The following is a 24,664-nucleotide window of genomic DNA, read 5'->3' on the forward strand; positions in this document are numbered from 1 at the left end:
CACCAGGGTAGGCCTCGTCCCGCTCTCGTGCTCAGTCCTCGTCGACGAGCTCGCCGCGGATGCGCCGGAGGTCCTCCATGAGCGATCCGATCAGGATCCAGTGCGTCGATGCCGGGGGTCGGATGACGAGCGGCGCCGTGAGCGCGGGGATCACGGAGGTGAGCGTGTCGGGTTCCGGCGCCACGTCGGCGATCTGCACGGCCAGCCGTACGTCATGACCCGCTCGGCGCAGCTGCTCGGCGATCGCCGCGACGGCCGGCTCCTGTCCGATCGAGTCGTCGTAGTGGTCGAAGTATGCGCGGGTCATGCCGATCGTCTGCGTCACGATCGGCGAGAGGCGTTCGAGCAGCGCACGCATCTCGACGAGCTCCTCGCGATGCGTGGACCGTCTCGGGTTCAGGGTGAGCGACTCCTCGCCCGCGTCGATCGAGGCCTCGGCGGCATCCTTCATGGGTCTCAACAGCCGCGCCTCGAGCATCATCTCCTGCAGCCTGGCCGGCGTCTGCGGTTCGGGCAGGGCGTCGGCCAGCCGGTCGAGGCTCGCGGCGAGCTCCTTGCCGAGCAGTCCGAGATCGCGGCGGGCGGGAGCGACGAGCACCGGTGGCACGATCAGCGCGTTCACCACGATGCCGATGGCCACCCCGATCAGGGTCTCGACGATGCGCGCGAGAGCGTAGTCGGGTGTCGACCCCAGAGCGAGCACGAGCATCGCCGAGATCGCGACCTGGTTGCCGGTGCCGGGAGTGGCGCGGAGCGCCCAGGCGACGAGCATCGCCACCACGATCGCGAGCAGCACGATCCAGCTCGGCGACCCCAGCAGCAACCCGAGCAGCACGGCGATCACGACGCCGACGATCACCCCGATGCTGCGCTCGAGCGCCTTCGACAGCGACTGGTTGACGCTGGGCTGCACGACGAGGAGTGCGGCGATCGCCGCGAACACGGGCAGCTGCCCCGGCACGACCCATCCGGCGAGCAGCCACGCGGCGATCGTCGCCGCGGCGGACTTCACCACCTGCAGCAGGGATGAGCGCTTCGAGGCGCGGATCGCGGCATGGATGCGCATGCCGACAACGCTACTCGCGAAGCGCTGTCGGGAAGCGCCCCTGCTCGGTCGAGAAGTCAACCCCATCGCCAACGTCCTCGGGCGGGCGCTGAATGGGATGACACGAACGACGAGCAGTGAGGAGCATCACATGGTGCAGATCATCGAGACCATCGACGTCCACGTTCCCATCGACGTCGCCTACAACCAGTGGACCCAGTTCGAGAGCTTCCCCCAGTTCCTCGACGAGGTCGAGTCGATCGTCCAGATCGACGACACGCACAACCGGTGGACCGTGAAGGTCGGCGGCGCGACGCGCGAGTTCGACGCCGAGATCACCGAGCAGCACCCCGACGAGCGCATCGCCTGGCACAGCCTCGGCGGCGACACTGAGCACGCGGGCGTCGTGACATTCCACAAGATCGAAGACCTCACCACGCGAGTGACCGTGCAGATCGACTGGGAGCCCGAGGGGCTCCTCGAGAAGGTCGGCGCACTCGTGGGTGCGGGTTCGCACGCGGTGAAGAAGGACCTCAAGAACTTCAAGGTGTTCATCGAGAAGCACGGCGCCGAGACCGGCGCCTGGCGCGGTGACGTGAAGGCCTGACACTCGTCAGGCGAGAGGTCCGAACGGCGGTCGTCCCCGTCGCCGTTCGGGCCTCGTTCTCTGTGTGCAGGGCGGCGCGCATCGGCCGGGGGCTAGGGCGGTGGGGCGCGCGAAGATAGGGCATCCTCCCGATGTCGACGGCGTACCTCAGAGCGGAGTGTGGAGACATCCCAACCGAGGAGATGTCATGTACGAGCACCCCTACCTCGCCTACACGGTGAGCGAGCACGACCAGGAGCAGATCCGGCGGGCCGCCGATCGCCGGTTCTTCCTCGAGGAGCACGCCGATCAGATCGTGCCGCGCGCCGCGGGGCGGGTCCGCCTGCTCGGTCGACGGATGCTGCGCGCCCTCACCGGCTCGCCCGCCCGTGCGCTCGCCGAGACTCCGTCCGATGGGAGGACGGCGGATGCGTCGCCCTCGGCCGCGAGGGGCCTGCCCGCCGGGTGCGAGCCGGCCCCGGCACGGTGAGTCCCGCGCCGCCGGCCACAGGCGCGCAGAGAGTCTCCGACGTCAGAGGGGCGCAGAGAGTCTCCGACGTCAGAGGGGCGCAGCGCGTCTCCGATCGCAGAGGGTCGCAGAGCGTCCGTGATGTCGGAGGGGAGTGGGACGATGAGGGTATGCCCCCGTCCGCCCCGAGTGCTGCGATGGTCGGCCGCGAGGCCGAGCTCGCCGTCGTGCGCGGACTCTTCGAGCGGGCGGTCGACGGCACTCCCGCCGCGGTTCTCGTCGAGGGTGAGGCGGGCATCGGCAAGTCCCGGCTGCTGCGCGAGTTCGGCGACGAGATCGCGACCCGCGCCGACGTGCATGTCGGGTGGTGTCTCGACCTCGGCGCCTCGCGCACGCCCTTCGGACCCCTCACCGGCATCCTGCGCTCGATCGTCGCGCGCCTGGGCGCCGACCGTGTGCGCGACGAGCTGGGCGTCGGGGTCGAGGGGCTGGGCATGCTCCTTCCGGAGCTCAACCCGACCGACCGGTCCCAGACCAGTCCCGATCGGCTGCGCGATGCGATCGCTGCGCTCATCGACGCCGCAGCCGCGCATGCGCCTCAGGTGCTCGTCGTCGAAGATCTGCATTGGGCCGACGAGTCGACGCTCGCGCTGCTCTCCTACCTCCTGCGCGCGCTGGCTCGCGGCCGCATCCTGCTCGTGCTCACGTGCCGCAGCGACGATGTGCGCCGCGGCGATGCGGTGAGCCGCTTCATCGGCGAGTCCACCCGCGCCCGTCTGCTCGAGCGGGTCGCGGTCGAGCGTCTCGAGGCGTCGGCCGTGCGGCAGCTCGCCGAAGCGATCACGGGCGAGCCGCTCAGCGACGCCGCGCTCGACCGCATCCACGAGCGGGCAGAGGGCGTGCCGTTCTTCGTCGAGGAGCTCGCCGGATGCTCGGCCGGACCGCTGCCCGGTTCTCTGCGCGACCTGCTGCTCGCTCGGTTCGATCGACTGGGAGACGACGCGCGGCGGGTCGTGCAGGTCGTGTCGGGAGCCGAGCGTCCCCTGACCCACCGCCTCGTCACGCGGCTCGCGGGGCTGCCCGAGGACCGGCTCGACGAGGGCATCCGCGAGGCGACGCTGAGCGGCATCCTGGTGGTGATCGACGAGGACTATCGCTTCCGTCATGCGCTGCTGCGCGAGGCGGTGCACGACGATCTTCTGCCCGGCGAGAGGGCGCGCCTGCACCGGGCCTACGCCGAGGCCCTCGAGGCCGACGACTCCGGCGGCGCGGATCCCGCCGCGCTCGCGTACCACTGGCAGCTCGCACAGGACGACCGTCGGGCGCTCGCCGCGGCCGTGACGGCGATGCTCGATGCCAAGTCGCGCTTCGCCTTCGCCAGCGCGGCGCGCTTCGGCGAGCTCGCGCTCGACCTGTGGATCCAGGTGCCCGACGCGGCGAGCGTCGTCGGCGTCGAGCGGCTCGAGCTGCTGCGCACCCTCGGTTCGGTGCTGCGCAACGCCGGAGACGGAGAGCGAGCGCTCGCCGTGGTCACTCTCGCGCTCGACGAGGTCGACCCCGAGACGGTCGACCCGCGCATGCACGCACGGCTGCTGCGTGACAGGGCCTACTACCTGATGAACCTCGGCCGAGCCGGGTCGATCCCCGTGCTCGAGCGGGCGCTGGCCACTCTCGAGGGGCGGGTCGACGACGACCGCCTGCGCGCGTCGATCCTCAATCAGCTCGCGAGCAGGCACATGATCGCGGGACGCCTCGTCGAGGCGATCGCCCTGGCCACAGAGGCGGGGGAGCGCGCTCGACGCGCCGGATCCGACGACGAGCAGTCGATCGCCGCGAACGTCCGCGGCGGTGCCCTGGCCCATCTCGGCGATCTCGACGCCGGGCACCGGGAGTACGCGCTGGCGCTCCGGCTGGCGAAGGGCACGAACGCCGAGATGCGGTATCGGGTCAACTACTCCGACCTGCTCGGGCTGCTGGGGCGGTACACAGACGCGATCCGCGTCGCCGAAGACGGCCTGGCTCCCGCCAGAGCCTTCGGCGTCGAACGCACGACGGGTGCGCTGATGACGCAGAACATGGCGGTGCCGCTGCTCGAGCGTGGCGAGGTCGAGCAGGTCGAGGAGATCCTCGCGCGCGAACTCGCGCAGCGCACCCTGCGCATCTCGCACATGTACTCGACGATGACGCGCGTCCGGGTGCTCTCCTGGCGGGGCAGACACGACGAGGCGGCCGAGATCCTGCGCGAGTGGCATCCGTCGTTCGAAGAGACCGGCCGGGTCGAGCGCCAGATCTGGTACGACGAGGTCATGATGCGCGTGGCGGTCGCCGAGGGCGGTGGCGACTTCGCCCGTGCGCTCGACGAGATCAGGCGGATGCTCGCCGACGACGGGCCGGTGTTCCTGCATCAGCGACGGCTCCTGCTCGAGGCGGGGTGGATGATCGCCGAGCTCCGCGCCTCGGGGGCCGACGTGGGCGACGCGGTCGACGAGGTGCGCGCCGCCTGGGTCGGCCAGCCGACCCAGCTGCTCGACGACGCCTGGGGGAGGATCCTGGATGCCTTCCTCTCGCCGTCGATCTCGACGATGCGGGCCGCGGTCGACCTCGCCGATCACGACGATGTTCCCGTGACCTTCCGTGTGTCCACGCGCCTCGCGCTCGCGCGGCTGCTCGTCGACGCCGGGGACCGCACGGCCGCAGCCCCCGTGCTCGCCGATGCGCTGCGCGAGGCCGAACGCCTCGGTCACGTGCCGCTCACTCGGATCGTCGGTGCCTTCTCTGCGGCGTCCGGCCTCGCGGCGGTCTCCGCGACCGTGCATTCCGCCGACTCCGACCCGCTCACGGCGCGCGAGGGGCAGGTCCTGGCGCTGATCGCCGAGGGTCTCAGCAACCGCCAGATCGGCGAGCGCCTCTTCATCAGCGCCAAGACCGTGAGCGTGCACGTGTCCGCCGTGCTGCGCAAACTCGGTGTCAGCACGCGCACAGAAGCGGCCGTTATCAAGAAGAAGTCCGAGTTCATGGCCAGCGGTCAGCATGCCGTGCTACGTTGAGAGAGCGCGTATGTCGGACGTTCCGACACGGCGTGGGCCGCGCAAGCGGCCGTTTGAAAACAGAAAGTAGAAAACACATGGCCACTGGCACTGTGAAATGGTTCAACGCGGAAAAGGGCTTCGGCTTCATCGCTCCCGATGACGGCACGGACGATCTTTTCGCCCACTACTCGGCAATCGCCGGCTCCGGTTTCAAGGAGCTCCGCGAGAACCAGAAGGTCGAATTCGACGCTGAGCGTGGCCCCAAGGGCATGCAGGCGGCGAACATCCGCGCTCTCTGAGCGCGCGCTGACTTCCTGAAGCCGGCCGGATCCTCACGGATCCGGCCGGCTTTCTGTGTACCCGGGGTCGAAAGCGCACCGCGCCGGGATGTGGGGTCGAAAGCGCACCGGAATCGCGGTTCTCCGGTGCTTTTCCGACCCCGCACGCGCGGCGGGTGCGGGTGCGGTGCGCTTCTGACCCCGCACGCTCCGCCGAGGGGGACGAACGGCGGTCGGAGCTCGGGGCCTGGATCTCGAGATGAGGCATGCCTAACTTTCTGTTAGATTAGGCCAGGCTTACCAAAGCCTTGGCGCCTCCCCGCGCCGCACCCCCACCCGAACCCGAAGGGACCGCCTGTGCGCACTTCCCGTCTTCTCGCCGCCGTCGGCACGGCTGCCGCGCTCGCCCTGAGCCTCGCAGCCTGCGCGACGCCCGCCGCCGACACCGGCTCCGACTCCGCCGCGGGCAACCCGGCCGACGACAGCGCCTTCCCCGTCACGATCGAGCACGTGTACGGCGAGACCACGATCGAGGAGAAGCCCGAGCGCGTCGCGACCCTCGCGTGGGCCAACCACGAGGTCCCGCTGGCCCTCGGCATCGTGCCGGTCGGCATGAGCAAGGCCACGTGGGGTGACGACGACGACAACGGCATCCTGCCCTGGGTCGAGGAGAAGCTCGAGGAGCTCGGCGGCGAGGAGCCCGTGCTGTTCGACGACGGCGACAGCATCGACTACGAGGCCGTGGCCGACACCGCGCCCGACGTGATCCTCGCGTCGTACTCGGGCCTGACGCAGGAGCAGTACGACCAGCTCTCGAAGATCGCTCCCGTCGTCGCGTACCCCGGCGTCGCGTGGGGAACGACCGTCGACGAGATGGTCGAGATGAACGCGAAGGCGCTGGGCCTCGAGGCTGAGGGCGAGGCTCTGATCGAGGAGCTGAAGACCGAGGGCGAGGCCGCACTCGAGGAGAACAGCATCCTCAAGGACAAGAAGGTCCTGTTCGCCTACGTCGACCCGACCGACCTGAGCCAGATCGGCTACTACACGGCCGCGGACACGCGCCCCGGCTACCTGCACGACAACCTGGGGCTCCCGCTCCCGGAGATCGTCGAGGAGAACGCCGACAGCGAGGAGTTCTACCTCTCCGTCAGCTCCGAGCAGGCCGACAAGTTCGCCGACGTCGACGTGTTCGTGACCTACGGAGACGAGTCGCTCATCGCGACCCTGCAGGCCGACCCGCTGCTGTCGAAGATCCCGGCGATCGCCGAGGGCCGCATCGCGATCCTTCCCGACGCCACCCCGATCGCGGCCTCGGCGAACCCGTCGCCGCTGTCGATCCCGTGGGGTCTCAGTGACTACCTCGCCCTTCTGGCAGCACCGCTCGCGCAGTGATCCCAGGCGTCACCGCCTGATCTGACCACTCGTGACCGCTGTCACCGTCCCCACGCCGGGCACCGCAGACCTGCGGCGCCCGGCGTGGGCGCGCACCCTCTGGCTCCTCGCAGGAGTCGGGGTGCTGCTCGTGCTCTGCATCCTGTCGGTCTGCTTCGGCGTGCGCGCCGTGAGCATCGACGACATCTTCGCCGCCCTCGCGGGGCAGGATGACACGCTGGCCCAGGCCGCGATCATCAAGCGCCTCCCGCGCACGGTGCTCGCGCTCCTGATCGGCGCCGCACTCGCGCTCTCCGGGGCGACGATGCAGGCCGTCACGCGCAACCCGATCGCCGACCCCGGCATCCTCGGCGTCTCGAACGGCGCCTCGCTCGCCGTGGTGCTCGGACTCGCCTTCGTCGGCCTGACGAACCCCTACGGGCAGATGGCGCTCGCGATCGCCGGTGCCGCCGTCGCCGCGACCTTCGTCTACACCGTCGGATCGCTCGGGCGCGGCGGTGCGACCCCCCTCAAACTCGCCCTGGCGGGAGCCGCGACCTCCGCCGCCTTCGCCTCACTGATCAGTGCCATCATGCTGCCCCGTGTCGACCTGCTGCAGGCCTTCCAGTCGTGGCAGATCGGCGGCGTGGGCGGAGCCGAATGGCCGCGCATCGCCATCACCGCTCCCGTGCTCGCCCTCGGGGCGCTCATCTGCGTCGCGAGCGCCCGCGGCATGAACTCGCTCGCGCTGGGCGACGACATGGCCAAGGGGCTCGGCGAGCACGTGTTCCGCACCCGCCTGATGTCGGCGCTCGGTGCCGTGATCCTCGCGGGTGCCGCCACCGCCATCGCCGGTCCGATCGGATTCGTCGGACTCGTCATCCCGCACGTCTGCCGGATGCTCATCGGCACCGACCACCGCTGGCTGCTGCCGTTCTCGGCGCTGGCGGGAGCCGCGCTGCTGCTCGCGAGCGACATCATCGGCCGCGTCATCGCGCCCTCGTCGGAGGAGATCCAGGTGGGGATCATCACCGCGATCATCGGCGCCCCGTTCTTCATCTGGATCGTGCGTCGCACGAAGGTGCGTGAACTGTGAGCATCATGAACCGTCTCGCCCGCTCGCAGACGACGCCGCCGGCCGCCGGCAGCGCCCAGGTCGCCGCCGTCATCGCCGGTCGTCGCGCCCGCCATCGCCGGCACGCGACGGCGACGATCGTGCTCGGTGCGCTGCTGCTCGGCCTGTTCACGGTGGCGCTCATGATCGGCAACACGTTCTACTCGATCGACGAGGTCGTCCGCGTGCTCCTCGGTCAGACCGTGCCCGGCGCCTCGTTCACGGTCGGCGAGCTTCGTCTGCCGCGCGCGATGCTCGCGATCCTCACCGGCCTCGCGTTCGGCATGGCCGGCGTGACGTTCCAGACGCTGCTGCGCAATCCGCTCGCGTCGCCCGACATCATCGGCCTGTCGAACGGCGCGGGCGCCGCGGCCGTCGTCGGCATCGTCGTGCTCTCGCTCAACGGTCCGGTCGTCTCGCTGTTCGCACTCGGCGGCGCGCTCGTGACCGCAGCGGTCATCTACCTGCTGTCGATCAAGAACGGCTTCGCCGGCACCAGGCTCATCCTGATCGGAATCGGCATCGCGGCGATGCTGCAGAGCGTGACGTCGTACATCCTGTCGCGAGCCGCGAGCTGGGACATCCAGACGGCGATGCAGTGGCTGACCGGCAGCCTGAACAACGCCTCCTGGGAGCGCGTCGCACCGCTCGCGATCGCCGCGGCCGTCATCGTGCCGCTCATGCTCTCGCAGGGACGTGCTCTCGGGGCGATGCAGCTCGGCGACGACTCGGCATCGGGGCTCGGGGTGCGCGTCACCGCCACGCGCCTGCTGTTCATCCTCGGAGCTGTCGGGCTGCTCGCCTTCGCGACCGCCGCCACCGGCCCGATCGCGTTCGTCGCGTTCATGGCCGGGCCGGTCGCCGCGCGCATCACCGGACCGGGGGCCAATCTCCTGGTGCCGAGCGCGTTCGTCGGCGCCGTGCTCGTGCTGGCGAGCGACCTGATCGGACAGTTCGCCCTCGGCGCGCGGTACCCGGTCGGCGTGATCACGGGCGTGCTCGGTGCCCCGTACCTCATCTATCTGCTCATCCGCACCAACCGCTCGGGAGGCTCCCTGTGACCGAGGCGCACACCCTGACCGCTGAATCGGTCACGCTCGCCTACGGCGACCGCACCATCATCGAGAACCTCGACCTCCGGGTCGCGCCGGGCAGGATCACGACGATCGTCGGCGCGAACGGATGCGGCAAGTCGACGCTGCTGCGCTCGCTGGCGCGCCTGCTCTCGCCCACCGCCGGGCAGGTCGTGCTCGACGGCAAGTCCGTGCATTCGCGCCCGACCAAGGAGGTCGCCCGCGTGCTGGGCCTGCTGCCGCAGTCGCCGATCGCGCCCGAGGGCATCGCCGTCGCGGATCTGGTGGGTCGCGGTCGGCATCCGCATCAGAAGGTCCTGTCGCGCTGGAGCGCCCACGACTACGAGGTCGTGGCGGATGCTCTGGCGGCCACCGGCACCACCGAGCTCGCCGACCGCAGCGTCGACGAGCTCTCGGGCGGCCAGCGCCAGCGTGTGTGGATCGCGATGGCGCTCGCGCAGGAGACCGACATCCTGCTGCTCGACGAGCCCACGACGTTCCTCGACGTCGCGCACCAGGTCGAGGTGCTCGACCTGCTCACCGACCTGAGCGAATCGCGCGGCACGACGATCGTCATGGTGCTGCACGACCTCAACCTCGCCGCGCGCTACTCCGACGAGCTCGTCGCCATGAAGGACGGCCGCGTGCACGTGGCCGGCGCTCCGCACGACGTCGTGACCGCGCAGCACGTCGAAGAGGTCTTCGGCCTCGCGAACCAGATCACCATCGACCCCGTCTCGGGCAAGCCGATGGTCACCCCGATCGGAAGGCATCATGTCCGCTGAGACCACCACCGAACGCCCCACCTACGTGCTGGCTCGCGCCGAGGTGCGCGGGGTCGAACGCGTCTCGCCGAACTTCGTGCGCGTCACGTTCGGCGGCGACGACCTGGGCGACTTCGGCACCCCCGGCGACGTGTTCGACTCGCGCATCAAGATCGTCTTCCCGCCGGCATCCGGCATCCTTCCCGACCTCGACCGCTCGACCGGCGACTGGTGGGGGTCGTTCCTCGCCGTGCCCGAGGCGGACCGCGGCTCGATGCGCACGTACTCGGTGCGCGACCTGCGCGCGACCGAGGCGGGCACCGAGCTCGACGTCGACTTCGTGCTGCACCTGGCGCCGGGTCTCAGCGGGCCGGCGTCGCGCTGGGCCGATGCGGCGGCCGTCGGTCAGGAGCTGTTCATCGTCGGACCGCGACGGGGAGTGCCCGCCTCCGCCCACGGTGGCGCCGAGTACGAACCGGGCTCGGCCGCATCAGTCGTGCTGGCCGGCGATGAGACGGCGGCCCCGGCGATCGCCCGCATCCTCGAAGATGCTCCGCGCGACCTGCGCGGCGTGGCCTTCATCGAGGTGCCGTCTCCCGCCGATGTCCTGCGCATCGACGCGCCCGAGGGCGTCGAGGTGCACTGGCTGCCGCGCGATCTCGGCGAGCCCCACGGCGTGCGGCTGATCCCCGCGGTGCTCGGATACCTGGGCGACGCGGATGCCGGCGAGCAGATCGACGTGAAGGACATCGAGTCCGAGGACCTGCTCTGGGAGACGCCCGACTACTCGGGTCTCGGCGAGGAGATCGCGGCGACGGATGCTCCCGCCGAACGGTACTTCTGGATCGCCGGCGAGAGCGGCGTGGTCACCACGCTGCGCCGTCACCTGGTGAAGGACCTCGGCGTCGACCGCGGACAGGTCGCCTTCATGGGCTACTGGCGCCACGGCGTCGCCATGCGCGGCTGAGGCGCGTCTCCTCCGGCGGTCCGGCCAGTGTCTTCGCGAGCTGGTGGTCGGCGTACGGCGATGCGGAGAAGGGCTCCACGGGCTCATAGCCGAGTCGTCGGTAGAGCCGATGTGCGTCGGTGAGATCATCGCGAACGGTCAGCCTCAGCGTCCGGATGCCACGACGGGCGCTGATCGATTCGATCTCGGCGATCACGGCACGGCCGACACCACGACCGCGAACGCCGTCGTCGGTGAACACGCGGGTGACCTCGCCGACTCCCCGCTCGACGACGCGCATGCCTCCGCATCCGACCGCTTCCGCGCCATCCCGAACGATGAGGAGGAAGCCCCCGTCGCCGTCGAGGTCGTCGCTGGGCTCATCGCGCATCGCCTTCTCGACCTCCGCGGTCGTGGCGGGCCGACCCCAGTACCGGCTGACGATGTCGTCGAAGAAGCGGGTCACGATCGCTCTCGCTTCGGTCGATCGCGGGTCCACGAGCGTGATGGTGAGCGAGTCCTGCATCACACCAGTCAAGCAGCATCGAGCCGCCCGCACTCGGAACCGAACCGCTGGCGCACGCAGAGGCCGCGCCGTAGCATCCCAGTGGAATCGTTCGACGGCGAGGAGGCCCCTGATGACGCAGCGCACGCTCGAGCTCCCCGAGGTCGACCTGGTCTACGACGTGCACGGGCCGCTGCCGACGGCGGATGGTCGTCCTCCGCTGATGATGATCGGCCAGCCGATGGATGCGAGCGGATTCCAGGCGCAGGTGACGCTGTTCGGCGACCGCACGGGCGTGACGTACGACCCTCGCGGGCTGGGCCGGAGCACCCGCAAAGACGGGGGAGTCACCAACGACCCCGAGGTCCAGGCGGAAGACGTCCACGCGATCATCGAGGCGCTCGGGGCCGGCCCCGTCGACATGCTCGCGAGCAGCGGGGGCGCGGTGACCGCGCTCGCTCTGGTGACGGCGCACCCGCACGACATCGCGACCCTCGTCGCGCACGAGCCGCCGATCGACAGCGTGCTGCCGGATGCCGACGCGGTGCATCGAGCGCGGGTGGCCTATACCCAGGCCTATCAGGACAAGGGGTGGGGTGCCGGAATGGCGGCCTTCGTCGCGATGACGTCGTGGGAGGGCGAAGTCACCGACGAGTTCCTCTCGCGGCCCGCGCCCGACCCTGCGGTGTTCGGAATGCCGACCGAGGACGACGGCAGAAGGGACGACCCGTTGCTGTCCGACCTCTCGTGGGCGGTGCCGCTCTACACGCCGGACATCGAGGCGCTGAAGGCGTCGCCGACCAGGATCGTCGTCGCGGTCGGCGAGGAGTCGGTGAAGGTCTACACCGGACGCACCTCGCTCGCCCTCGCCCAGGCGCTCGGCCAGCAGGCGACGGTCTTTCCCAGTCACCATGGCGGTTTCATGGGCGGAGAGTTCGGCTACGCCGGCCAGCCCGAGGCGTTCGCCGCCAAGCTCCGCGAGGTGCTCGACCACGCCTGAGGGAAGCTCCGGCGTACGCACCGACGGCGCGAGTGGCCGGACGCAGCCCGAGGCTCAGGCGCTCTCGCGCACCACGAGCTCGGTGTCGAGGATGACCGAGCGGGGGGATGCTCCCGCGATGACCTCGAGCAGCACCGCGACCATCTGCGCACTGATCTGATCCCAGGGCTGGCGCATGGTCGTGATCGGCGGCTCGTGCGTGGCGGCGAGACCGGAGTCGTCGAAGCCGGCGATCGCGATGTCCTCGGGCACGCGGCGCCCCGCACGGCGGGCGGCGGCGATCGCGCCGGCGGCCATGCGGTCGGAGGCCGCGAAGACGGCGTCGACGTCGTGCTCGAGCATCCGGGTCATCGCGGCGACGCCCGACTCGTACGAGTAGTCGCCGACCTCGACCAGCGCCTCGTCGTACAGATCGCCGAGCTCCTCGCGGAAGCCCACCAGGCGGTAGCGACCACCCGGGGTGTCGTCGGGGCCGGTGATCATGCCGATGCGCCGGTGCCCCTGCGCGACGAGGTGCGCGGCCATCGTGCGGGCGGAGGCGACCTCGTCGACCGAGATCGTCGAGAGCTCGCGCTCGTGCCCCAGCGGCAGTCCGCAGCACACGGTCGGGATGCCGACCTCGATCAGCTGGTCGAGCAGCGGGTCGGACTCGTGGGATGAGATGAGCATGACGCCGTCGACGTGACCGGCGCTGAGGAACTGGGCCACGCTGGCGCGCTCGGCGGGGGTGCCGGCCACGAGGAGCACGAGGGTCATCGACCTCTGGGCGAGAGCTTCGGCGGCGCCGCGCAGCAGCAGCGCGAAGGTCGGGTCGTCGAACAGCAGCTGCTGCGGTTCGGTGAGCAGGAACGCGAGCGACCCGGCCCGACCGGTGGCGAGGCTGCGCGCGTGGTGGTTCGCCGTGTACCCGCTGGCGAGGATGGCCTCTTCGACCGCCTGCCTGGCGTCGGGGGAGACCCAGTGGCCGCCGTTGATCACGCGCGACACGGTGCTGCGGGATACTCCCGCCTGCACCGCGATCTGGCGGATCGTCGGCTTGCGCCGCGCGCTGTCGTCACTCATCGCTGTGACTCTACAGACACCATCCCGTCCAGTGGTAGTCGAAACTGGGACCGGTCTCAGTTCGGTAACGGCGGTTGTGATCGCGGCCCGGCGTGGGGTAGAACTGAGACCGGTCCCAGTCCATTTCCTGAGACAACCTGAGACCGGTCCCAGTCGAATGAGCGACAGCCTGTTGGGACACGCACCACGACCGCACCGACCCGATGGAGTGCCGATGACCTCCCCCCACGCCTGGCCCGACCTGCGCGGAATCGCCTATGGCGGCGACTACAACCCCGAGCAGTGGTCTCGCGAGACCTGGCGCGAGGACGTCGCCCTGATGCGTGAGGCCGGCGTCAACCTGGTCAGCGTCGGGATCTTCTCGTGGGCGCTGATCGAGGTCGCCGAGGGCGAGTTCGACTTCGGCTGGCTCGACGAACTGCTCGATCTGCTGCACGAGAACGACATCAAGGTCGACCTCGGCACCCCCACGGCATCGCCGCCCGCCTGGTTCTTCGCGAACCACCCCGAGGCGCGGGTGATCGACCGCGAGGGCCGCACCATGGGCTTCGGATCCCGCGGCATGGCGTCGCACTCGTCGCCGGCCTACCGCGAGGCGATCGTCCGGATCGCGGATGCTCTCGCGGCACGCTACGCGCAGCATCCGTCCGTGGTGCTGTGGCACGTGCACAACGAGTACGGCGTGCCCGTCGGCGAGGACTACTCGCCCGCCGCGGTCGCCGCCTTCCGGCTCTGGCTCCAGGAGAAGTACGGCTCGCTCGAGGCGCTGAACAGCGCGTGGGGCACCGCCTTCTGGGGTCAGCACTACTCGGCATGGGAGCACGTCGGCGCCCCGGCCATCGCTCCCAGCGTCGTGAACCCGGCGCAGCGCCTCGACTTCGCGCGCTTCACCGATCACCAGCTGCGCGCGTGCTTCATCGCCGAGCGCGACGCGATCCGCGCGCATGCCTACCAGCCCGTCACGACCAACTTCATGGCCAACCAGAGCTGGACCACCGACCTGTGGGCCTGGGGCCGCGAGGTCGACATCGTCTCGGACGACCACTACCTGTGGGCGGCGGATGAAGACGCGCACATCGGCCTGGCGATCGCGGCCGACCTCAGCCGCTCGGTCGGCGGCGGCAAGCCGTGGATCCTCATGGAGCACTCGACCTCGGCGGTGAACTGGCAGCCGCGCAACATCGCCAAGCGCCGTGGCGAGATGACGCGCAACTCGCTCACCCACCTCGGTCGCGGGGCCGACGGCATCCTGTTCTTCCAGTGGCGTGCCGGACGTTCGGGCGCCGAGAAGTTCCACTCCGCGATGCTGCCGCACGCCGGCTCCGAGTCGCGGGTCTTCCGTGAGGTCGTCGACCTCGGCGCCGCCCTCGGTCGCCTCGACGAGGTGCAGGGCAGCACGGTGAAGGCCGACGTCGCGATCCTCTGGGACTTCGAGTCGTTCTGGGCGCAGGACCTCGAGTGGCGTCCGTCTGAAGACGTCACGCACGCGGCGCAGGTTCGTCGCTTCTACGAGCAGCTCTGGCGCGACGGCATCACGGTCGACTTCGCCCTCCCCGGACAGGACCTCTCGGGCTATCGCCTCGTCGTCGCCCCGGCGCAGTACCTGCTGAGCACGGCGGATGCCGCGAACCTCACCGCCTACGTGAACGACGGCGGCACGCTGCTGGTGTCGTTCTTCTCGGCCATCGTCGACGAGAACGACGCCGTGCACGCCGGGGGCTTCGTCGCCCCGCTGCGCGACGCGCTCGGCCTCACGGTCGAGGAGTTCCTGCCGCTGCGCGAAGGCGAGAGCCATGGCCTCGACTGGGTCGACCACGAGGGCATCGTCGCCGACGTCTGGCAGGAGGACATCGCGCTCGACGGAGCCGAGGTCGTCGCGAACTTCTCGGGCGGACCCGGCGAGGGCGAGCCCGCGATCACCCGCCACCGGCACGGCGCGGGCACCGGCTGGTACGTCGGCACCCGGCTGGATGCCACCGGCATGCGCGCGCTCCTGCACGAGGTCTATGCGGATGCCGACATCGCACCGTCCGGCCTGGCCGAAGGACTCGAGGTCATCACGCGTCACGGCGCCGATGCGGTCTACCGCATCGCCGTGAACCACCGCGACGAGGACGTCGAGCTCGATGCCTCGGGCGTCGATCTGCTCACCGGCACGGAGCTCTCGGGCTCCCTGACCATCGCGGCGGGCGGCGTGGCCGTCATCCGCACGTCCACCCACTGACAGCACCACCCCGCACGATTCAGCACCACCCGAAGAACTCAGCACCACCACTCACCCGGTCGCGATGACGCGAAGCGCATCGTCGGCCACAACAGATAGGAAAACGCATGCGCAAGCACATCGGAGTCGGCGCACTCGCTCTGTCCGCGGTCGTCCTCCTGGCCGGCTGCTCGGCCGGCGCGCCGGAGGGTGGCGACGACGCCTCGTCCGGCGACGGCGCCGAGCTCGTCATCTGGACGGATGCCGAGCGCGAGGCGGCCATCACCGCCGCCGCCGACGCGTTCGAGGAGGAGACCGGAGCCACGGTCACCCTCGTGCAGAAGAACTTCGAAGACCTCCGCAACGACTTCATCGCGCAGGTCCCGACCGGCGAGGGTCCCGACATCACCGTCGGCGCTCACGACTGGCTCGGCGCGCTCGTCGCCGCCGGTGTCGTCGACACGATCGACCTCGGCGACAAGGCGTCGGAGTTCGAGCAGGTCGCCCTCGACGCCATGACGTACGACGGCCAGCTGTACGCGATGCCCTACTCGCTCGAGACCATCGCCCTCGTGCAGAACGTCGACCTCGTCGGCGCCGAGGCCCCCGCGACGTGGGACGACATGATCGCCAAGGGCGTCGCCGCCGGCACCGAGCGTCCGTTCGTCATCAACACGGCGGGCGAGACCGGCGACGGCTACACGATGTACGGGCTGCAGACCTCGTTCGGGGCTCCCGTGTTCGTGCAGGACGACACCGGCTCCTACACGAGCGAGGTCGGCATGGGAGGGGCTCCCGGTGAGGCGTTCGCGACCTGGCTGGGAGCGAACGGCGCCAGCGGCACCGGTTACATCTCGACCACGATCGACTACGACATCAACAACGAGCTGTTCGCGTCGGGCAAGGCCCCGTACACGATCCAGGGTCCCTGGGCGATCAGCTCGTTCGAGGACATCAACGTCGCGGTGAACCCGATCCCCTCCGCCGGTGGCGAGACCGCTGCGCCGTTCGTGGGCGTGCAGGGCTTCTACCTTTCCAGCAAGAGCAAGAACGCGCTCCTCGCGCAGGAGTTCCTCGTGAACTACCTCGGCACCGAAGACGCGCAGCGTGCGCTGTACGAGGCCGACCCGCGCATCCCCGCCTGGTCGACGCTCGCCGACGAGGTCTCGTCCGACCCGATCACGGCCGGCTTCGTGGCATCCGCCCAGAGCGGCGTGCCGATGCCGTCGATCCCCGAGATGGGATCGGTGTGGGATCTCTGGAACGCCGCGCAGGCGCAGATCATCAACGGCGCCGAGCCCGTCTCGACGTGGAACACCATGGTCGCCGACCTCGAGACGACGCTCGCCGGTTGATCCTGCCGGATGGGGAGGGCCCGAATCCCTCCCCATCCTGCGATCCGCAGACAGGACGCACACATGACGATCCAGGCACCGCCCACCGAGGCCCCCACTCCCGTGGTGAAGCCCTCGCGCGAATCCCATGCCCGCGGCTTCCGCGGTCTCGGCTGGGGATTCCTCATCAAGCTCGCGCTCATGGCGCTGGTCAACGCCTTCGGCATCATGACCGCCATCTCGGCGTGGAGCGCCGAGTCGTGGATCGTCCTCGGCGTCGTCGTGCTGCTGGTCGTGATCGCCGACTGGGTGTACTTCACCCGGCGGGCGCTGCCGCTGAAGTACCTGCTGCCCGGGCTCGTCTTCCTGCTCGTGTTCCAGGTCTTCATCTTCGGATACACGGCCTACATCGCCTTCACGAACTACGGCACCGGCCACGTCGGCACGCAGGAGCAGGCGGTCGAGGCCGCGCTGATCCAGGGTGAGCGGCGCATCGAGGGGTCGTCCGACTACCCGCTCTCCATCGTCGAGCGCGGCGGCGAGCTGGGCTTCGCGATCGTCGATGACGACGGCGACGTGCAGGTCGGATCCGCGACCGAGCCGCTGACCGACGCATCCGGAGCCGAGATCGGGTCGACCGGCGCTCCGAGCGAGGTTCCGGGCTGGACCGTGATCCCGCGGGCGACCGTGCTCACGGATCCCTCGCTGGGTGCGACGATCAAGGACCTCCGCGTCCCCGTCTCCGACGACCCGAACGACGGATCGATCCGCACCCGCGAGGGGTCGACCGGCTCGGTCTACGAACCCACTCTGGTGTGGGATGCCGAGGCGCAGACCATCACTGACACCCAGTCGGGCACGGTCTACACGGCCACGGAACTCGGTGCGTTCGTCGCCGAAGACGGCACGGCGCTGCCGACCGGGTGGTCGGTGAACGTCGGCTTCGCCAACTTCATCAAGCTGTTCACCGACGCGAACCTCGCCGGCACCCTGCTGAGCGTCACGGCGTGGACGTTCGCGTTCGCGATCCTCTCGGTCGTGCTGAGCTTCGCCGTCGGACTCGGCCTCGCGATCGTCTACAACGACCCCCGCGTCAAGGGGCGCCGGTTCCTGCGGGCACTGTTCATCCTCCCCTACGCGTTCCCGGCGTTCATGGCCGCGCTGCTGTTCCGCGGCATGTTCAACGCCGAGTTCGGCGTGATCAACGACCTGCTCTTCTTCGGGGCGCAGATCAACTGGTTGGGCGACCCCTGGCTGACCCGAGCCGCGGTGATCTTCGTGAACGTCTGGCTCAGCTACCCGTACTGGTTCCTCGTGTGCACCGGTGCCCTCCAGTCGCTTCCGGGCGAGACGCTCGAGGCGGCCGAGATCGACGGTGCCAACAAGCTGCAGCGGTTCCGCTCGATCGTGCTGCCGCTGCTGCTCGTGTCGACCGCGCCCCTGCTGATCGCCTCGTTCGCGGTGGCGTTCAACAACTTCACCGTGATCTACACCTTCAACAACGGAGGGCCCGCCATCGCCGGCGCTCCGTACGCTCTGGGCTCGACCGACATCCTCGTCTCGGCCATCTACGACGTCTCGGGCGTCTCGGGTGGTGCGGCCGACTACGGTCTCGCGAGTGCGCTGTCGATCATCGCCTTCATCGTGGTCGGTCTCATCTCAGCGCTGAGCTTCCGGCAGACCCGCAAGCTCGAGGAGTACCAGTGATGAGTGAGACCAGGGTCATCGTGACCGGTTCGTCGAAGGATGCCCAGGCCGCCCGCGCCGGCGCACGACGGCGTCGGTGGTGGGGCGAGGTCGGCTGGAAGTACATCCTGGCCGTCGGCGTGCTGTTCTTCGCCGCGTTCCCCCTCGTCTACGTGCTGTCGGCGTCGCTCAACCCGAACGGCAGCCTCGCGGCATCCAGCGCGCTGTTCAGCGCCTTCGATCCGGCGAACTACATCGCACTCGGAGAATCGCGCTACTGGGTGTGGTTCGGCAACACGCTGCTGATCGGCGGCGTGACCGCGGTCGGCTCGGTGCTCATGGGCGCCTGCGGCGCGTACGCGTTCTCGCGCTTCCGGTTCAGCGGTCGCCGCGCCAGCCTCACGACGCTGCTCGTGCTGCAGATGTTCCCGCAGGCGCTCGCGTTCATCGCGATCTTCCTGATGCTGCAGACCCTCGGTGACGTCGTTCCGGCGCTCGGCATCAACTCGAAGATCGCCCTGATCTGCGTCTACCTCGGTGGTGCGCTCGGTGCGAACACCTTCCTGATGTACGGCTTCTTCAACACGATCCCGGTGGAGATCGACGAATCGGCCAAGATCGACGGCGCCACTCACGCGCAGATCTTCTGGCGGCTCATCATGCCGCTGGTCGTGCCGATCCTCGCGGTCGTGGCGCTGCTCGCGTTCCTCGCGGCCTTCGGCGACTTCATCCTGTCGAAGATCATCCTCACGTCCGAGGACAACTGGACCCTCGCCGTCGGCATGTACCAGTGGGTCTCCAACCAGCTGACCTCGCGCTGGGGGCTGTTCGCCGCCGGTGTGGTCGTCGCCGCCGTGCCCGTGCTCGCGCTGTTCTTCTCGCTGCAGAAGTACATCGTCGGCGGGCTCACCCAGGGATCCGTCAAGGGCTGATCCTCCCGTCCGCACCCGAAAGGCCGTCATGCACCGTCGCACGCGTTCCCTTCTCTCCACCGCCCTGGCAACGGTCACCGCCGTCGCCCTGATCGGCGTCGCGCTGCCGGCGTCCGCCTCGTCCGTGACCGCAGCTGTCGCCGCCCAGCCGGTGGATGCCACGATCACCGTCCCCCGCGTCGAGAACCTGCCCGACGATTTCATCGGCGGCGTCGACGTCTCGTCGGTGCTGTCGCTCGAGGAATCGGGCGTCGTCTTCCGCGACGCCGACGGCACGCCGGGCGATCTGTTCGAGCTCCTCGCCGACGCCGGGGTCACCGACGTGCGCGTACGCGTGTGGAACGACCCGTTCGACGCGAACGGCAACGGCTACGGCGGCGGCGACGTCGACGTCGACCGGGCGATCGAGATCTCGCAGCGCGCGACGGATGCCGGCCTCGGCGTGCTCGTCGACTTCCACTACTCCGACTTCTGGGCCGACCCCGCCAAGCAGCAGGCGCCCAAGGCCTGGGAGGGGATGACGGCCGATCAGGTCGCGGCAGAGGTGGGTGTCTTCACCCGCGATGCCGTGCGGCGCATCGTCGATGCGGGCGTCGACCTGCGCATGGTGCAGGTCGGCAACGAGACCAACGGCGGCGTCGCCGGCGTGCGCGGCTGGGACGACATGGCGAAGGTGTTCTCCGCAGGGTCGGCCGCCGTGCGCGCCGAGGCGCCCGACACGCTCGTCGCCCTGCACTTCACCAACCCCGAGCGGGCGGGCTTCTACGCCGACGTCGCCGCGCAGCTCGATCGTCGCGGTGTCGACTACGACGTGTTCGCCTCGTCGTACTACCCGTTCTGGCACGGCACCCCCGAGAACCTCACGGCCGTGCTCTCGCACGTCGCCGAGACCTACGGCAAGAAGGTCATGGTCGCCGAGACCTCGTGGGCGTTCACTCTCGACGACGGAGACGGACACGGCAACGTGATCGATCTGCCCGCCGAGGCGACGCAGTACCCGGTCAGCGTGCAGGGGCAGGCTGACGCCGTTCGCGCGGTCGTGCAGGCCGTCGCCGACGTGGGCGAGGCCGGCATCGGCGTGTATTACTGGGAGCCCGCGTGGCTGCCGGTCGGGCCGCCGTCGCAGCGCGAGCAGAACGCGGTGCTGTGGGAGCGCGACGGGTCGGGGTGGGCGTCGAGCTTCGCCGGCGAGTACGAGCCCGAAGACGCCGGGCACTGGTTCGGCGGATCCGCGTGGGACAACCAGGCGCTGTTCGGCTTCGACGGCACGGCATCCGATGCGCTGAACATCTTCTCGTACGTGCGCACCGGTGCTCAGGCCCCCCGCGCGGTCGAGTCGGTGCAGCCCGTCTCGCTGCCGCTGGTCGAGGGTGACGCCGTCGAGCTGCCGGGCGAGGTCACCGTGCTCTACAACGACGGGTCGTCGGAGCCGCAGGCGGTGACCTGGTCGGGCGCTGAGCGCTTCATCGAGGGCGTCGGCGAGTACACGATCTCGGGCGTGACGGATGCGGGCCTCGCGGCCAGCGCCACCGTGACGGTCTCGGCGCGCAACTTCCTGCGCAACCCCGGATTCGAGGATGCGGACACGGCCATGTGGACTGCGACGGGATCCGGCCTGACTCTCCGTGCGTGGGACGACCCGCGCAGCGGCACCCACTCGGCGCACTTCTACTCGGCATCCGCATACTCGTTCGAGCTGTCGCAGACCGTGACGGGGCTGCCCGCCGGGTCGTATGTCGCGCGGGCGTCGCTGCAGGGTGACGGGGAAGGTGCTGACGGCACGGTCGCGCTGTCTCTGTCTTCTTCGGTGGCCGGTGCGGGCGCGGCCTTCGGGCTCGACGGATGGCGGGTGTGGTCGACCCCGACCACCGAGGCGTTGACGGTCGGTGCCGACGGCACGGCAGTGGTGCGAGTCGCGGCTGCTCTGCCCGCGGGGGCGTGGGGCACGCTCGACGACTTCGAGCTCGTGCGCCAACCTGCGGTCGGTGCCGACACCTCGGCGCTGCGCGAGCGGAGGGATGCTGCCGCAGCCCTCGACCTGGCGGCCTATGCCGAGACGTCGACGGCTGCGGTGCCCGCGGCGATCGGCCGCGCTGACATCGTGTTGTCCGCGGCGAGCCCGAGTGCGTCCGCTGTCGATGGTTCACTGGCCGCGCTGGATGCCGCCGTCGATGCTCTCGTGCTGCGTGATGCCGCCACGGCTGCGCCGGCTCGCGGCGTGCTGTCGCACGACAACGGCCATGACACCGGGCTGCTCGACGGCGACTTCACGCTCACCATGAACCTGTGGTGGGGGTCGAACGCCACGAAGCTCCGGGTGTTCGAGAACGGCACGCTGATCAAGACGGTGCCGCTGACTTTCGGCGGGACAGCCGCGCAGACCGGCCAGGTCGTTGTGACCGGCAAGGAGAACGGCACGTACGTGTACACCGGTGAGCTCGTGAACTCGCGAGGCGTCACCGCGGTACAGCCCGTCACGGTGAAGGTGAAGGATGCTGCTCCGGGCACGCCCGTGCTCTCGGCCGACAATGGCGACGGCGACGGCTCGTATACGGTCACGGCCGACATGTGGTGGGGCACGAATGCGACCTCGTACCGCCTCTACGAAGACGGGGTGCTGCTGAAGGAGGGTGTGTTGGTCGCGAGCAGCCCCGCCGCCCAGCGGGCCACGGTCGCGGTCGAGGGGCGCTCAGCCGGGAAGCACACCTACCGAGTCGAGTTCGTGAACGCAGCCGGAAGCACCGAGAGCAAGGCGCTGACGGTCACCGTCACGCGCTGACGGCGCGAGAGCCCGGCATCCTGTGGTGGATGCCGGGCTCTCGCGCCGGGCTCTCGATTACTTGCCGAGGAAGTCCTTCAGGGCGGCGTTGACCTCGTCGGCGTGCGTCCAGAGCAGGCCGTGCGGGGCGCCTTCGACCTCGACGTAGGTGGCCTCGGGCACTGCCTGATGGAAGCGGCGGGCCGTGGCATCGATCGGCAGGATGTTGTCCTTGGTGCCGTGCAGGATCAGGGTCGGCTTCGCCGCGTCGCGGACGGCCTCGACGTCACCGCGGAAGTCCTCGATCCACGACGAGACGACCGCGTAGGCGGCGACGGGTGCGCTCCCGATCGCGACGTTCCAGCTGCCGGTGACGGCCTCCTGGCTGATGCGCGAGCCGAGGTTCTCGTCGAGGTTGTAGAAGTCGTTGTAGAACTGCGTGAACCAGGCGAACCGGTCGCCCTTGGCGGCGGACTCGATGCCGTCGAAGACGTCCTGCGGCACACCCTCGGGGTTGTCGTCACGCTGCACGAGGAAGGGCTCGAGGGATGCGAGGAAGGCGAGCTTCGCGACGCGCTCGTGGCCGTACTTCGCGACGTACCGGGCGAGCTCGCCGGTGCCCATCGAGAATCCGACGAGCACGACGTCACGCAGGTCGAGGGTCTCGAGCACCGTGTGGAGGTCGGCGGCGAAGGTGTCGTAGTCGTAGCCGGCGTTCACCTTCGACGACTGGCCGAAGCCGCGGCGGTCGTACGTGATGACGCGGTAGCCCTGAGCGAGGAGTTCGCGGGTCTGGCGCTCCCAGCTGTGGCCGTCGAGAGGATAACCGTGGATCAGGACGACGGGCTGACCCGATCCCTGGTCTTCGTAGTAGAGCTCGATCGGGGCGCTGTTCTCGTTTCCGACGGTGATGTAACCCATGATCCTGATCCTTTCGGTTCGGTGAGAACGATCGTTCTCACCCGATGTGTCCCACACTAGAGAACGCTCGTTCTCATGTCAAGTACACTGGGATCATGACGGACGGAACAGTGCGTGAACAGATCCTTGCGGCAGCCGACGAGCTGTATTACCGCAAGGGCTACGCGGCTGTCGGCATGGACGAGCTGCGGGCGGCGGCTGGCGTGTCGCTGCGCCGTCTCTATGCGCTCTTCCCGTCGAAGACCGACATCGTCACGGCCGTGCTCGCGCGCAAGCATGCCGAATGGGAGTCCGGCCTGACCGGAGCGGTCGCGGATGCCGGGGTCGATCCGCGCGACCGGCTGCTCGCCGTCTACGGATACCTCGAGGACTGGTTCTGCGCCGACGACTTCCGTGGGTGCGCGTTCATCAATGCGTTCGGAGAGCTCGGGGGAACCAACCCCGAGGTCGCCCAGATCGTGCGCGACCACAAGGCCTCGTTCAGGGATTACATGGCGGGGCTCGTGGTCGACGCCGGTGCCCCGGCATCCCTCGCGGCGCAGCTGTCGATCCTCGCGGAGGGGGCCCAGAGCACCGCCGCCATCGCCGCCGATCCGCAGGTCGCCGTGCAGGCACGCAACGCCGCCGAGGTGTTGATCGACGCGGCCGTCGCCGCCTGAGCCGAGCGCCGCCCGAAGCGATGCGCCGGCAGTGCGCGACGAGCTTTTCCCTAGCCGAGCTAGCTGTAAGCCTCTCTAGTGTCAAGGGTCTGGCACTGACACCGCGAGCGCGCGTAGGTTTTCGAGCATGGAATCCCGGACGCAGGACATCGCCCGCCAGACAGCCGTCATCGCCTCGGCGACCTTCATGCTGATCGCCGCCGCCGTCGGGTCGGGCGCGTTCGGCGGCACCTCGGTGAGCGAGCTGCAGGATGGAGCCCTCTCGGCCCAGGGGTCGTACCTCGCTCCTGCGGGCTCCGCCTTCTCGATCTGGTCACTGATCTACCTCGGGCTCATCGCCTACACGGTGTGGCAGGCGCTGCCGGCGCAGCGCGCGGATGAGCGTCAGCGCGCGGTCGGGGGATGGATCGCCGCGTCGATGGTCCTCAACGGCCTGTGGCTCGTGACCGCACAGTTCCTGTCGCTTCCCCTGACGGTCCTGATGATCGTGGTGCTGCTCGCGACCCTCGCCCGGGTCATGGTGATCCTCGGACGCAGCCGCGCCCGCACCTGGCCCGAGCGCGTCGTGGTCGACGGCGCCAATGGCCTGCACTTCGGCTGGGTCACCATCGCGACGGTCGCCAACACCGCGGCGTGGTTCACGCAGATCGCCCCCGCGAGCTGGGAAGACCAGGCCGAGATCTGGGCCGTCGCCGTGCTCGCCGTGGTCCTCGTGATCGGTGTCGCCAGCGCACTCGTGACCCGGCGACTCGCTCCCGCACTCGCGACGGCGTGGGGCCTCAGCTGGCTCGCCGTCGGTCGCCTCACCGATGAGCCCGAGAGCACGGTCGTCGCGATCGCCGGGATCATCGTCGCCGTCGTGCTCGTCGCTGCCGGCATCGTCGGCGGACTGCGCCGGTCTCGCGCCGTGAACGCCGAGCGCTCCTGAG

General features: G+C 69.6%; 21 protein-coding genes. 17 read left to right on the plus strand and 4 right to left on the minus strand.

Annotated features, from left to right (window positions below; genetic code table 11):
* Positions 1–31 precede the first annotated feature (31 nt).
* Positions 32–1,066 carry an aromatic acid exporter family protein gene (locus HWD99_RS14270; protein ID WP_241796858.1) on the minus strand — a complete coding sequence of 345 codons (1,035 nt, stop codon included), beginning with the start codon at positions 1,064–1,066 and terminating at the stop codon, positions 32–34.
* A 130-nt stretch (positions 1,067–1,196) separates the two neighbouring features.
* On the opposite strand from HWD99_RS14270, the gene HWD99_RS14275 reads away from it, so the two are divergent.
* The 9 genes from HWD99_RS14275 to HWD99_RS14320 all read left to right on the plus strand — a co-directional run bounded on the left by HWD99_RS14275 (position 1,197) and on the right by HWD99_RS14320 (position 10,696).
* On the plus strand, positions 1,197–1,652 hold the full coding sequence (locus HWD99_RS14275) for an SRPBCC family protein (protein ID WP_241796859.1): 456 nt from the start codon (positions 1,197–1,199) through the stop codon (positions 1,650–1,652).
* 187 nt (positions 1,653–1,839) lie between these two features.
* Positions 1,840–2,121 carry a hypothetical protein gene (locus HWD99_RS14280; RefSeq protein ID WP_241796860.1) on the plus strand — a complete coding sequence of 94 codons (282 nt, stop codon included), beginning with the start codon at positions 1,840–1,842 and terminating at the stop codon, positions 2,119–2,121.
* A 149-nt stretch (positions 2,122–2,270) separates the two neighbouring features.
* On the plus strand, positions 2,271–5,147 hold the full coding sequence (locus HWD99_RS18610) for an AAA family ATPase (RefSeq protein WP_274618275.1): 2,877 nt from the start codon (positions 2,271–2,273) through the stop codon (positions 5,145–5,147).
* A 77-nt stretch (positions 5,148–5,224) separates the two neighbouring features.
* Positions 5,225–5,428, plus strand: a complete 204-nt coding sequence (locus HWD99_RS14295) for a cold-shock protein (RefSeq protein WP_056310329.1) — start codon at positions 5,225–5,227, stop codon at positions 5,426–5,428.
* Positions 5,429–5,764: 336 nt separating this feature from the next.
* Positions 5,765–6,799: an iron-siderophore ABC transporter substrate-binding protein gene (locus HWD99_RS14300; RefSeq protein ID WP_241796861.1), complete on the plus strand. Its 1,035-nt coding sequence runs from the start codon at positions 5,765–5,767 to the stop codon at positions 6,797–6,799.
* A gap of 31 nt (positions 6,800–6,830) precedes the next feature.
* Positions 6,831–7,874: an iron ABC transporter permease gene (locus HWD99_RS14305; protein ID WP_241796862.1), complete on the plus strand. Its 1,044-nt coding sequence runs from the start codon at positions 6,831–6,833 to the stop codon at positions 7,872–7,874.
* A gap of 5 nt (positions 7,875–7,879) precedes the next feature.
* Positions 7,880–8,953 carry an iron chelate uptake ABC transporter family permease subunit gene (locus HWD99_RS14310; RefSeq protein ID WP_241796992.1) on the plus strand — a complete coding sequence of 358 codons (1,074 nt, stop codon included), beginning with the start codon at positions 7,880–7,882 and terminating at the stop codon, positions 8,951–8,953.
* Complete coding sequence (locus tag HWD99_RS14315) at positions 8,950–9,750, plus strand: ABC transporter ATP-binding protein (RefSeq protein WP_241796863.1); 801 nt, start codon at positions 8,950–8,952, stop codon at positions 9,748–9,750. Before HWD99_RS14310 ends, HWD99_RS14315 begins: the two co-directional genes overlap by 4 nt.
* Positions 9,740–10,696 (plus strand): siderophore-interacting protein, encoded by a 957-nt coding sequence (locus tag HWD99_RS14320; RefSeq protein ID WP_241796864.1) that lies wholly within the window; start codon positions 9,740–9,742, stop codon positions 10,694–10,696. The genes HWD99_RS14315 and HWD99_RS14320 overlap by 11 nt, the downstream gene beginning before the upstream one ends.
* Here the strand turns inward: HWD99_RS14320 and HWD99_RS14325 are convergent.
* The gene (locus HWD99_RS14325) at positions 10,656–11,201 is read right to left on the minus strand and encodes a GNAT family N-acetyltransferase (RefSeq protein WP_241796865.1); all 546 of its coding nucleotides are present in this window, start codon (positions 11,199–11,201) and stop codon (positions 10,656–10,658) included. The two genes, HWD99_RS14320 and HWD99_RS14325, sit on opposite strands and share 41 nt — an antisense overlap.
* A 112-nt stretch (positions 11,202–11,313) precedes the next feature.
* Here HWD99_RS14325 and HWD99_RS14330 point away from each other — a divergent pair, with 112 nt between their 5' ends.
* Entirely contained in the window at positions 11,314–12,180 is an 867-nt protein-coding gene (locus HWD99_RS14330) for an alpha/beta fold hydrolase (protein WP_241796866.1), read from the plus strand.
* 54 nt (positions 12,181–12,234) lie between these two features.
* Here the strand turns inward: HWD99_RS14330 and HWD99_RS14335 are convergent, their stop codons facing one another.
* The gene (locus tag HWD99_RS14335) at positions 12,235–13,242 is read right to left on the minus strand and encodes a LacI family DNA-binding transcriptional regulator (RefSeq protein WP_241796867.1); all 1,008 of its coding nucleotides are present in this window, start codon (positions 13,240–13,242) and stop codon (positions 12,235–12,237) included.
* Between the two features lie 214 nt (positions 13,243–13,456).
* On the opposite strand from HWD99_RS14335, the gene HWD99_RS14340 reads away from it, so the two are divergent.
* The 5 genes from HWD99_RS14340 to HWD99_RS14360 all read left to right on the plus strand — a co-directional run bounded on the left by HWD99_RS14340 (position 13,457) and on the right by HWD99_RS14360 (position 22,176).
* The gene (locus tag HWD99_RS14340; RefSeq protein WP_241796868.1) at positions 13,457–15,466 is read left to right on the plus strand and encodes a beta-galactosidase; all 2,010 of its coding nucleotides are present in this window, start codon (positions 13,457–13,459) and stop codon (positions 15,464–15,466) included.
* Between the two features lie 107 nt (positions 15,467–15,573).
* Positions 15,574–16,800, plus strand: a complete 1,227-nt coding sequence (locus tag HWD99_RS14345; RefSeq protein WP_241796869.1) for an extracellular solute-binding protein — start codon at positions 15,574–15,576, stop codon at positions 16,798–16,800.
* Between the two features lie 63 nt (positions 16,801–16,863).
* The gene (locus HWD99_RS14350; RefSeq protein WP_241796870.1) at positions 16,864–18,486 is read left to right on the plus strand and encodes an ABC transporter permease subunit; all 1,623 of its coding nucleotides are present in this window, start codon (positions 16,864–16,866) and stop codon (positions 18,484–18,486) included.
* Entirely contained in the window at positions 18,486–19,397 is a 912-nt protein-coding gene (locus HWD99_RS14355) for a sugar ABC transporter permease (RefSeq protein ID WP_241796871.1), read from the plus strand. Before HWD99_RS14350 ends, HWD99_RS14355 begins: the two co-directional genes overlap by 1 nt.
* A 28-nt stretch (positions 19,398–19,425) precedes the next feature.
* The gene (locus HWD99_RS14360; RefSeq protein WP_241796872.1) at positions 19,426–22,176 is read left to right on the plus strand and encodes a glycosyl hydrolase 53 family protein; all 2,751 of its coding nucleotides are present in this window, start codon (positions 19,426–19,428) and stop codon (positions 22,174–22,176) included.
* Positions 22,177–22,233: 57 nt separating this feature from the next.
* Here the strand turns inward: HWD99_RS14360 and HWD99_RS14365 are convergent, their stop codons facing one another.
* Positions 22,234–23,076, minus strand: a complete 843-nt coding sequence (locus HWD99_RS14365) for an alpha/beta fold hydrolase (RefSeq protein ID WP_241796873.1) — start codon at positions 23,074–23,076, stop codon at positions 22,234–22,236.
* 95 nt (positions 23,077–23,171) lie between these two features.
* On the opposite strand from HWD99_RS14365, the gene HWD99_RS14370 reads away from it, so the two are divergent.
* Both HWD99_RS14370 and HWD99_RS14375 read left to right on the plus strand, forming a co-directional pair.
* Positions 23,172–23,735, plus strand: a complete 564-nt coding sequence (locus tag HWD99_RS14370; protein ID WP_241796874.1) for a TetR/AcrR family transcriptional regulator — start codon at positions 23,172–23,174, stop codon at positions 23,733–23,735.
* Positions 23,736–23,862: 127 nt separating this feature from the next.
* Positions 23,863–24,663, plus strand: coding sequence for a tryptophan-rich sensory protein (locus HWD99_RS14375; protein WP_241796875.1), 801 nt, complete (start codon positions 23,863–23,865; stop codon positions 24,661–24,663).
* Position 24,664 lies beyond the last annotated feature (1 nt).

The organism is Microbacterium sp. C5A9, assembly GCF_022627955.1.
GTDB lineage: Bacteria > Actinomycetota > Actinomycetes > Actinomycetales > Microbacteriaceae > Microbacterium.

Excerpts from the sequence above, each read along its gene's own strand:
- HWD99_RS14270 (WP_241796858.1), bottom strand. The coding sequence starts at position 1,066 with ATGCGCATCCATGCCGCGATCCGCGCCTCGAAGCGCTCATCCCTGCTG.
- HWD99_RS14275 (WP_241796859.1), top strand. The coding sequence starts at position 1,197 with ATGGTGCAGATCATCGAGACCATCGACGTCCACGTTCCCATCGACGTC.
- HWD99_RS14280 (WP_241796860.1), top strand. The coding sequence starts at position 1,840 with ATGTACGAGCACCCCTACCTCGCCTACACGGTGAGCGAGCACGACCAG.
- HWD99_RS18610 (WP_274618275.1), top strand. The coding sequence starts at position 2,271 with ATGCCCCCGTCCGCCCCGAGTGCTGCGATGGTCGGCCGCGAGGCCGAG.
- HWD99_RS14295 (WP_056310329.1), top strand. The coding sequence starts at position 5,225 with ATGGCCACTGGCACTGTGAAATGGTTCAACGCGGAAAAGGGCTTCGGC.
- HWD99_RS14310 (WP_241796992.1), top strand. The coding sequence starts at position 7,880 with ATGAACCGTCTCGCCCGCTCGCAGACGACGCCGCCGGCCGCCGGCAGC.
- HWD99_RS14320 (WP_241796864.1), top strand. The coding sequence starts at position 9,740 with ATGTCCGCTGAGACCACCACCGAACGCCCCACCTACGTGCTGGCTCGC.
- HWD99_RS14325 (WP_241796865.1), bottom strand. The coding sequence starts at position 11,201 with ATGCAGGACTCGCTCACCATCACGCTCGTGGACCCGCGATCGACCGAA.
- HWD99_RS14330 (WP_241796866.1), top strand. The coding sequence starts at position 11,314 with ATGACGCAGCGCACGCTCGAGCTCCCCGAGGTCGACCTGGTCTACGAC.
- HWD99_RS14335 (WP_241796867.1), bottom strand. The coding sequence starts at position 13,242 with ATGAGTGACGACAGCGCGCGGCGCAAGCCGACGATCCGCCAGATCGCG.
- HWD99_RS14340 (WP_241796868.1), top strand. The coding sequence starts at position 13,457 with ATGACCTCCCCCCACGCCTGGCCCGACCTGCGCGGAATCGCCTATGGC.
- HWD99_RS14345 (WP_241796869.1), top strand. The coding sequence starts at position 15,574 with ATGCGCAAGCACATCGGAGTCGGCGCACTCGCTCTGTCCGCGGTCGTC.
- HWD99_RS14350 (WP_241796870.1), top strand. The coding sequence starts at position 16,864 with ATGACGATCCAGGCACCGCCCACCGAGGCCCCCACTCCCGTGGTGAAG.
- HWD99_RS14355 (WP_241796871.1), top strand. The coding sequence starts at position 18,486 with ATGAGTGAGACCAGGGTCATCGTGACCGGTTCGTCGAAGGATGCCCAG.
- HWD99_RS14360 (WP_241796872.1), top strand. The coding sequence starts at position 19,426 with ATGCACCGTCGCACGCGTTCCCTTCTCTCCACCGCCCTGGCAACGGTC.
- HWD99_RS14365 (WP_241796873.1), bottom strand. The coding sequence starts at position 23,076 with ATGGGTTACATCACCGTCGGAAACGAGAACAGCGCCCCGATCGAGCTC.
- HWD99_RS14370 (WP_241796874.1), top strand. The coding sequence starts at position 23,172 with ATGACGGACGGAACAGTGCGTGAACAGATCCTTGCGGCAGCCGACGAG.
- HWD99_RS14375 (WP_241796875.1), top strand. The coding sequence starts at position 23,863 with ATGGAATCCCGGACGCAGGACATCGCCCGCCAGACAGCCGTCATCGCC.